Source organism: Phreatobacter sp., from assembly GCF_016793595.1.
In the GTDB taxonomy this organism is placed as follows: Bacteria; Pseudomonadota; Alphaproteobacteria; order Rhizobiales; family Phreatobacteraceae; genus Phreatobacter.
In genome coordinates, this window is record NZ_JAEULY010000011.1 from 1 (window position 1) to 7,772 (window position 7,772).

Here is a 7,772-nt window from a genome sequence, read left to right on the forward strand (position 1 = left end):
CTGATCGAGGGCAAGGCGATCCAGCTCCATCCGCTCGTCTGCTCGGCCTTCAATGCCGACTTCGACGGCGACCAGATGGCCGTGCACGTTCCGCTGTCGCTGGAAGCGCAGCTGGAAGCGCGCGTGCTGATGATGTCGACCAACAACATCCTGCACCCCGCCAACGGCGCGCCGATCATCGTGCCGTCGCAGGATATCGTGCTCGGCCTCTACTACGTCTCGCTGATGTCGGACGGCATGCCCGGCCAGGGCAAGGCCTTCGCCAATGTCGGCGAGCTGGAGCATGCGCTGACGAACAAGGTCGTCACGCTGCACACCAAGATCAAGTATCGCTGGGAGGGCCTGGATGCCGACGGCAACCATGTCCGCCGCATCTACGAGACCACGCCCGGCCGCGTCCTGCTCGGCCAGCTGCTTCCCAAGTCGCCCAAGGTTCCCTTCGACGCAGCCAACAAGCTGATGACGAAGAAGGAGATCTCGGCGATGATCGACACCGTCTACCGCCATTGCGGTCAGAAGGAATCGGTCATCTTCTGCGACCGGATCATGGCGCTCGGCTTCTACCACGCCTACAAGGCCGGCATTTCCTTCGGCAAGGACGACATGGTCGTCCCGGACAACAAGTGGCCGATCGTCGAGGAGACCCGTACCCTCACCAAGGACTACGAGCAGCAGTATCTCGACGGCCTCATCACCTTCGGCGAGAAGTACAACAAGGTCGTGGACGCCTGGGCCAAGTGCTCGGACCGTCTCGCCCAGGAGATGATGGGCCGCATCTCGGCGGTGAAGAAGGACGAGAACGGCCAGGACCGGCCGATCAACTCGATCTACATGATGTCGCATTCGGGTGCGCGTGGTTCGCCGACCCAGATGCGCCAGCTCGCCGCGATGCGCGGCCTGATGGCCAAGCCCTCGGGCGAGATCATCGAGACGCCGATCATCTCGAACTTCAAGGAAGGCCTGTCCGTGATGGAGTACTTCAACTCCACCCACGGCGCTCGTAAGGGCCTCGCCGACACGGCGCTCAAGACGGCGAACTCGGGTTACCTGACCCGCCGTCTGGTCGACGTGGCGCAGGATTGCATCATCACGGAGCGCGACTGCCATACCGAGAAGGGCATCGGCATGCGCGCGATCGTGGATGCCGGCCAGGTCGTCGCGACCCTCGGCCAGCGCATCCTCGGCCGCTCGGCCGCCGTCACCGTCACCGACCCGTCCTCGGGCGCGGTGCTGGTCGAGGCCGGCGCGATGATCCTGGAGAAGGATGTCGAGGCGATCACCGCCGCCGGCATCCAGGAGGTCAAGATCCGCTCGGTGCTCACCTGCGAGACCAAGGTCGGCGTCTGCGGCCAGTGCTACGGCCGTGACCTTGCCCGCGGAACCCAGGTCAATATCGGCGAAGCTGTCGGCGTCATCGCCGCGCAGTCCATCGGCGAGCCGGGCACGCAGCTCACCATGCGTACGTTCCACATCGGCGGTGCTGCCCAGGTGGTCGATACCTCGTTCATCGAGGCCACCTTCGAGGGCACGATCAAGATCCGCAACCGCTCGATCGTGAAGAACTCGGATGGCGAGCTGATCGCCATGGGCCGTAACATGGCGGTGATCATCGCCGATGCCGACGGCACCGAACGCGCGACGCACCGTATCCAGTACGGCGCCAAGCTGCGCGTCGACGAGGGCACGAAGGTGAAGCGCGGCCAGCGCATCGCCGAGTGGGATCCCTACACCCGTCCGATCATCTCCGAGATCGACGGTGTGCTGGGCTTCGAGGACCTGGTCGATGGCCAGTCGATCGCGGAAACCACCGACGAGGCGACGGGCTTCACCAAGCGCGTCGTCACCGACTGGCGGACCTCGACGCGCTCGGCCGACCTCAAGCCGGCTCTCATCATCCGCGACTCGAACGGCAAGCTTCAGAAGCTGCCGCGCGGCACGGATGCGCGCTACGCGCTGGCTGTCGACGCCGTCATCAGCTTCGAGCCCGGCGGCCGGATCCATGCCGGCGACGTCATCGCCCGTATCCCGCTGGAAAGCGCCAAGACCCGTGACATCACCGGCGGTCTGCCGCGCGTCGCCGAACTGTTCGAGGCGCGCCGCCCGAAGGATGCCGCGATCATCGCGGAAATCTCCGGCGTCGTGCGCTTCGGCAAGGACTACAAGCAGAAGCGCCGTCTGACGATCGAGCCTTTCGAGGCCGATCAGGATGCCGCCGAGTATCTGATCCCGAAGGGCAAGCACATCCACCTTCAGGACGGCGACGAGGTGCAGAAGGGCGACTTCATCGTCGACGGCAATCCGGCGCCGCACGACATCCTGGCGATCAAGGGCGTGGAGGAGCTTGCTGCCTACCTCGTCAACGAAATCCAGGAGGTCTACCGGCTTCAGGGCGTCGTCATCAACGACAAGCACATTGAGGTCATCGTCCGGCAGATGCTCCAGAAGGTCGAGGTCACTGATCCCGGCGACACCGATCTTATCCAGGGCGACCAGGTGGACGCGTCAGAGATGGAAGAGGCCAACCTCGCCATCGTCGACGACAAGACCAAGCGCCAGGCGACCGGCGTGCCCGTGCTGCTCGGCATCACCAAGGCCTCGCTGCAGACGCGGTCCTTCATCTCGGCGGCCTCGTTCCAGGAGACCACGCGCGTGCTCACCGAAGCTGCCGTCAACGGCAAGTCGGACACGCTCGAGGGCCTCAAGGAGAACGTCATCGTCGGCCGCCTCATCCCGGCGGGTACCGGCGCGATGATCAACCGCATCCGCGAGATCGCCGTGAAGCGCGACGATCTGATCCTCGACGAGAAGCAGCGCGCCGCCGGCGCGCCGGCCGAAGTCGTGGCGATCGAGCAGCGCTGACGCCCGACAGGGCAGGGGCCTCGCGCCCCTGTTCGTTTCGCGCAATGAAAAAGGGCCGCCTCCGGGGCGGCCCTTTGCTTTTTGCGACGGCGGTTTCGGTTCAGCGCACGGCGCAGGACTGCGTCGAGGTGCAGACGACCGCCTGCGCGCGGCAGAGGTTCACCTGGCGGCGCTCGACGCGCGAGCCGTTGGCGAAGCCGACGCGAATGTCGAAACGGCAATAGCCGCGCGCGCTCTGGACGCGGTTGGGGAATACGCGCACGACCCGGCCGGGCTCGACCGTGCCGCGCCGGCCAAGGAGATCATTGCCCCAGCTGCGGGTGTCGACATCGGTCATGTAGAAGTAGTGGATGGGGACCGGGCTGCGATTGACGATGTCGATCCAGCGATACTGGCCGTCCTCGTCGGCCGAGGTTCCCTGAGCGCCGGCCGGCGCGGCGGTAAGCGCCAGCGCGAGGGAGGCCACGAGGGCGAGAGCTGTGTCCTTGAATGCCATGATGCAAATTTCCTTCGAAATATGGACGGCGCGCGCCGATCGCGCTCCGCCCGAAACGAAAAAGGCCGCCCGGAGGCGGCCTCCTCGCATTCGGCTGACACCGATCAGTTCGTGCGGCAGGAGCCGGTCGAGGTGCAGACGAGATTGCTCGTGGAGCACAGGTTGACGCCGCGGCGCTCGACCGTGCGGTCGTTGGCGAAGACGACCTTCATGTCGTACTGGCAGTAGCCGCGCGAACGCTGGCGCGGGGTCGGCACGACGCGCAGCGAATCGCCAGGCTCGACCACCTCCTGACCGAGGCGGTCGTCGCCCCAGCCGCGGGTGTCGACATCGGTCATGTAGAATTCGCGGATCGTCACGCCCGAACGATTGACGATGTTGACCCAGCGCTGCTGACCGTCGCGATCGGTCTGGGCCTGCGCGGGCAGGCCGGCGGAACCGGCCAGAGCAACAGCGGCAAGTGCCGCGAGAACGACGTTCCTGAACGCCATGGTCTATCCCCTTTTCACGTATCGACCGCGACCATGTCGCCCGGCCGCGGCATTGTGCGAAGAACTCCGTGGTCGCGGTGACCCGCGGATCGTTGGTTCTCCGTGATGAACCCGGCGGAGCAACAAGCCCATGCCGGTCCTCACGGAGGGCACTATGCGGATAAGCCGATTCTCTTCCTATAGGGAAACGCCCTGATCCGCCCGTGCCCCGGGCCTTGCCGACCCTGTGGAAACAGGTAGCGGGACGAGGCTGATGGATTATGACGACGCGGCCCGCGATTGTTTCTGTCGGATTGCGGACGCGCTCGGACATTTCCAGTCTTCGCGCCCGTTTGCGGGCCTCGGCGCTTGACGCCAACCGACTCAGCGTGTATTGCCCCCGGACTTTCCGACGTAGGTCGGTTGCACACCCGGTCCCGAGACGGCCCCAAGGCCGCTTCGACCGAAGCAAACCGAGACCGCGTCGCCTGACGACCGTCAGATCGAAACGCATGATCGCACAGCCGCAGGGCAGGGCGATCCTCTGTTTTCGCTGGGTGCCGTTTGCCGTGAAGGCAGACCGGTGCCCGGTTGCCTGTTCCGACAACGGAGCGGGGAAAGCGAAGCTTCAGCGAGGTTCGGCGTGCCGGATCTCACGATTCTAAGGACAAGGCCGCCGATGCCGACAGTCAATCAGCTGATCCGCAAGCCGCGTCAGCCGCGCACCTACCGCGAGAAGTCCCGCCACATGGAGGGCTGCCCGCAGAAGCGTGGCGTGTGCACCCGCGTCTACACGACGACCCCGAAGAAGCCGAACTCGGCGCTCCGCAAGGTCGCCAAGGTTCGTCTGACCAACGGTTTCGAGGTCATCGGTTACATTCCTGGTGAGGGTCATAACCTCCAGGAGCACTCGGTGGTCATGATTCGCGGCGGCCGCGTCAAGGATCTTCCCGGCGTGCGCTACCACATCCTGCGCGGCGTTCTCGACACCCAGGGCGTCAAGAACCGCAAGCAGCGTCGTTCCAAGTACGGCGCCAAGCGTCCGAAGTAACCAGTTTCCGCTGGCCGCTCCGGCCGAGGCGCGTCGCGCCGGGTTGGAGCGGCCGGTGGCTTTAAAGATCAACGGAGAGAACGATGTCTCGTCGTCACCGGGCCGAAAAGCGGGAAGTCATTCCGGACGCGAAGTACGGCAATGTCGTGCTGGCCAAGTTCATGAATTCGGTCATGTACGAAGGCAAGAAGTCGGTCGCAGAGCAGATCGTCTACGGCGCCTTCGACCAGATCGAAGCCAAGGCGAAGTCTGACCCGCTCGGCGTCTTCCAGTCGGCGCTGGAGAACGTCATGCCGGCCATCGAGGTCCGCTCCCGCCGCGTCGGCGGCGCCACCTACCAGGTGCCGGTCGAGGTTCGTCCGGACCGCCGCCAGGCTCTGGCGATCCGCTGGCTGATCCAGGCCGCGCGCTCGCGCAATGACAAGACCATGGTGGACAAGCTCTCGGCCGAGCTGCTGGACGCCGCCAACAACCGTGGCAACGCGGTCAAGAAGCGCGAAGACACCCACAAGATGGCGGAAGCCAACCGCGCCTTCTCGCATTACCGCTGGTAACGACTTTTACGGTTCACCGGAACCGAAGGACCAAAGATCATGCCGCGCACTCACGCGATCGAGGACTACCGCAACTTCGGCATCATGGCCCACATCGATGCGGGCAAGACGACGACGACCGAGCGGATCCTCTACTACACCGGCAAGTCCCATAAGATCGGCGAAGTCCATGACGGCGCCGCTACCATGGACTTCATGGAGCAGGAGCAGGAGCGTGGCATCACGATCACGTCGGCCGCGACCACTGCCCAGTGGTCGGGCAAGCGCCTGAACATCATCGACACCCCCGGCCACGTCGACTTCACCATCGAGGTCGAGCGCTCGCTGCGCGTGCTCGATGGCGCCGTCTGCGTCCTCGATTCCAACCAGGGCGTCGAGCCGCAGACCGAGACGGTCTGGCGCCAGGGCGACAAGTACAAGGTTCCGCGCATCGTCTTTGCCAACAAGATGGATAAGACCGGCGCCGACTTCTACATGTGCCTGGACGACATCAAGAAGCGCCTCGGTGCCAAACCGATCGCGATCCAGCTGCCGATCGGCGCTGAGTCCGCGTTCAAGGGCGTTGTCGATCTCGTCCGCATGAAGGCCGTCGTCTGGTCGGGTGAGTCGCTCGGCGCCGAGTTCGACGCCAACCTCGAAATCCCCGAGGACCTGAAAGAGAAGGCCGCCCAGTATCGCAATGAGCTGGTCGAAGCCGCCGTCGAGCTCGACGACACGGCGATGGAAGCCTATCTCGAGGGCAACGAGCCCGACGAGGCGACGCTCAAGAAGCTGATCCGCAAGGCCGTCCTCACCTCCGCCTTCTTCCCCGTGCTCTGCGGCTCGTCCTTCAAGAACAAGGGCGTGCAGACGCTGCTGGACGCCGTCGTCGATTATCTGCCGTCGCCCGTCGACGTGCCGGCGATCAAGGGCATCGATCCGAAGACCGAGCAGGAAACCGAGCGTAAGTCCTCCGACGCCGAGCCGCTGGCGCTTCTGGGTTTCAAGATCATGGACGACCAGTACGGCGTCCTGACCTTCTGCCGCATCTACTCGGGCAAGCTCGAGAAGGGCATGGGCCTGCTCAACTCCTCCCGCGAGAAGAACGAGCGCGTCGGCCGCATGGTTCTCATGCACGCCAACAACCGCGAGGAAATCTCGGAAGCCTATGCCGGCGACATCGTCGCGCTGGTCGGCCTGAAGGACACCCGCACCGGTGACACGCTCTGCGACCCGCAGAAGCCGGTCATCCTGGAGCGCATGGAATTCCCCGAGCCGGTCATCGAGATGGCGATCGAGCCGAAGACCAAGGCCGATCAGGAGAAGATGGCGCTGGCGCTGATGAAGCTCGCCGGCGAGGATCCGTCCTTCCGTGTGTCGACCGATGCCGAGTCCGGCCAGACCCGCATCAAAGGCATGGGCGAGCTGCATCTCGACATCAAGGTCGACATCCTGCGCCGCACCCACAAGGTGGACGTGACGGTCGGCGCTCCCGAGGTGGCCTTCCGCGAGAAGATCACCAAGAAGGCCGAGATCGACTACACCCACAAGAAGCAGACGGGCGGTACCGGCCAGTTCGCGAAGATCAAGCTGATCGTCGAGCCGAACGAGCCGGGCGCCGGCAATGCGTTCGAGTCGAAGATCGTCGGCGGCTCGGTGCCGAAGGAATACATCCCCGGCGTCGAGAAGGGCATCGACTCGGTCATGGGCGCGGGCATCATCGCCGGCTTCCCCGTGGTCGACGTCAAGACGACTCTCATCGACGGCGCCTACCACGAGGTCGACTCCTCGGTTCTCGCCTTCGAAATCGCCTCCCGCGCCGCCATGCGTGAGGCGCTGCAGAAGTGCGGCTCGGTCCTGCTCGAGCCGATCATGAGCGTCGAGGTGGTGACTCCCGAGGAGTACACCGGCTCGGTCATCGGCGACCTCAATTCCCGCCGTGGCCAGATCCAGGGCCAGGACATGCGCGGCAACGCCAATGTCATCCAGGCCAAGGTGCCGCTGATGAACATGTTCGGCTACGTCAACCAGCTGCGCTCCTTCAGCCAGGGCCGCGCCAGCTACACGATGCAGTTCAGCCACTACGATCAGGCGCCGTCCAACGTCGCCGCCGAAGTCCAGGCCAAATACGCCTAAGCAATCCAACTGCCTGACCGGGTCTCCAACCAGATCCTCCGGCAGGGCGCACATTGAAGGAGGCCGCGATGGCCAAGGAAAAGTTTGAACGCAACAAGCCGCATTGCAACATCGGGACGATCGGCCACGTTGACCATGGCAAGACGTCTCTGACGGCTGCGATCACGAAGGTTCTGGCTGAGTCTGGCGGCGCGACGTTCACGGCGTATGACCAGATCGACAAGGCG

General features: G+C 64.6%; 7 protein-coding genes. 5 read left to right on the forward strand and 2 right to left on the reverse strand.

The window, feature by feature from the left end; genetic code table 11:
• Positions 1 to 2,859 (forward strand): DNA-directed RNA polymerase subunit beta' (locus JNK84_RS13720; protein ID WP_293424960.1); only part of this gene is annotated, 2,859 nt, incomplete at its 5' end.
• Positions 2,860 to 2,959: 100 nt separating this feature from the next.
• On the opposite strand, the gene JNK84_RS13725 is transcribed toward JNK84_RS13720, so the two are convergent.
• Both JNK84_RS13725 and JNK84_RS13730 read right to left on the reverse strand, forming a co-directional pair.
• Complete coding sequence (locus JNK84_RS13725) at positions 2,960 to 3,355, reverse strand: hypothetical protein (RefSeq protein WP_293424961.1); 396 nt, start codon at positions 3,353 to 3,355, stop codon at positions 2,960 to 2,962.
• Between the two features lie 104 nt (positions 3,356 to 3,459).
• Positions 3,460 to 3,846: a hypothetical protein gene (locus JNK84_RS13730; RefSeq protein ID WP_293424962.1), complete on the reverse strand. Its 387-nt coding sequence runs from the start codon at positions 3,844 to 3,846 to the stop codon at positions 3,460 to 3,462.
• A 658-nt stretch (positions 3,847 to 4,504) separates the two neighbouring features.
• Here JNK84_RS13730 and rpsL point away from each other — a divergent pair.
• From rpsL to JNK84_RS13750, 4 genes are all read left to right on the forward strand, one after another.
• Entirely contained in the window at positions 4,505 to 4,876 is a 372-nt protein-coding gene (gene rpsL, locus JNK84_RS13735) for a 30S ribosomal protein S12 (protein ID WP_038312203.1), read from the forward strand.
• An 83-nt stretch (positions 4,877 to 4,959) separates the two neighbouring features.
• The gene (gene rpsG / locus JNK84_RS13740; protein WP_293424963.1) at positions 4,960 to 5,430 is read left to right on the forward strand and encodes a 30S ribosomal protein S7; all 471 of its coding nucleotides are present in this window, start codon (positions 4,960 to 4,962) and stop codon (positions 5,428 to 5,430) included.
• Positions 5,431 to 5,469: 39 nt separating this feature from the next.
• On the forward strand, positions 5,470 to 7,545 hold the full coding sequence (fusA, locus tag JNK84_RS13745) for an elongation factor G (protein WP_293424964.1): 2,076 nt from the start codon (positions 5,470 to 5,472) through the stop codon (positions 7,543 to 7,545).
• A gap of 68 nt (positions 7,546 to 7,613) precedes the next feature.
• Positions 7,614 to 7,772: GTP-binding protein (locus JNK84_RS13750; protein ID WP_293419206.1), on the forward strand; the 159-nt coding region annotated here is incomplete at its 3' end.

Coding starts and splice junctions, on each gene's coding strand:
- rpsL (WP_038312203.1), top strand. CDS start 4,505: ATGCCGACAGTCAATCAGCTGATCCGCAAGCCGCGTCAGCCGCGCACC.
- JNK84_RS13725 (WP_293424961.1), bottom strand. CDS start 3,355: ATGGCATTCAAGGACACAGCTCTCGCCCTCGTGGCCTCCCTCGCGCTG.
- JNK84_RS13730 (WP_293424962.1), bottom strand. CDS start 3,846: ATGGCGTTCAGGAACGTCGTTCTCGCGGCACTTGCCGCTGTTGCTCTG.
- fusA (WP_293424964.1), top strand. CDS start 5,470: ATGCCGCGCACTCACGCGATCGAGGACTACCGCAACTTCGGCATCATG.
- rpsG (WP_293424963.1), top strand. CDS start 4,960: ATGTCTCGTCGTCACCGGGCCGAAAAGCGGGAAGTCATTCCGGACGCG.